This is a genomic window from Xenorhabdus sp. BG5, assembly GCF_015163665.1.
In the GTDB taxonomy this organism is placed as follows: Bacteria; Pseudomonadota; Gammaproteobacteria; order Enterobacterales; family Enterobacteriaceae; genus Xenorhabdus.
This window is the reverse complement of record NZ_JADEUG010000129.1, coordinates 1-216: the sequence shown is the minus strand read 5'-3', so window position 1 is coordinate 216 and position 216 is coordinate 1. Positions and strand designations below refer to the sequence as shown.

At 55.1% G+C, this 216-nt stretch carries 1 rRNA gene; it reads left to right on the top strand.

Annotated elements, in window-relative coordinates:
* Positions 1-216: ribosomal RNA gene (locus tag IQ209_RS18850) — 23S ribosomal RNA — on the top strand; the annotation flags it as partial.

Sequence of the window (216 nt, the reverse complement as noted above, 5' to 3'; positions counted from 1 at the left end):
GCTAATCTGCGAAAAGCGCCGGTGAGCTGATATGAAGCGCTATCAGCCGGCGATGTCCGAATGGGGAAACCCGGTGCAATCCGTTGCACCATCATTAACTGAATCCATAGGTTAATGAGGCGAACCGGGGGAACTGAAACATCTCAGTACCCCGAGGAAAAGAAATCAACCGAGATTCCCCCAGTAGCGGCGAGCGAACGGGGAGGAGCCCAGAGC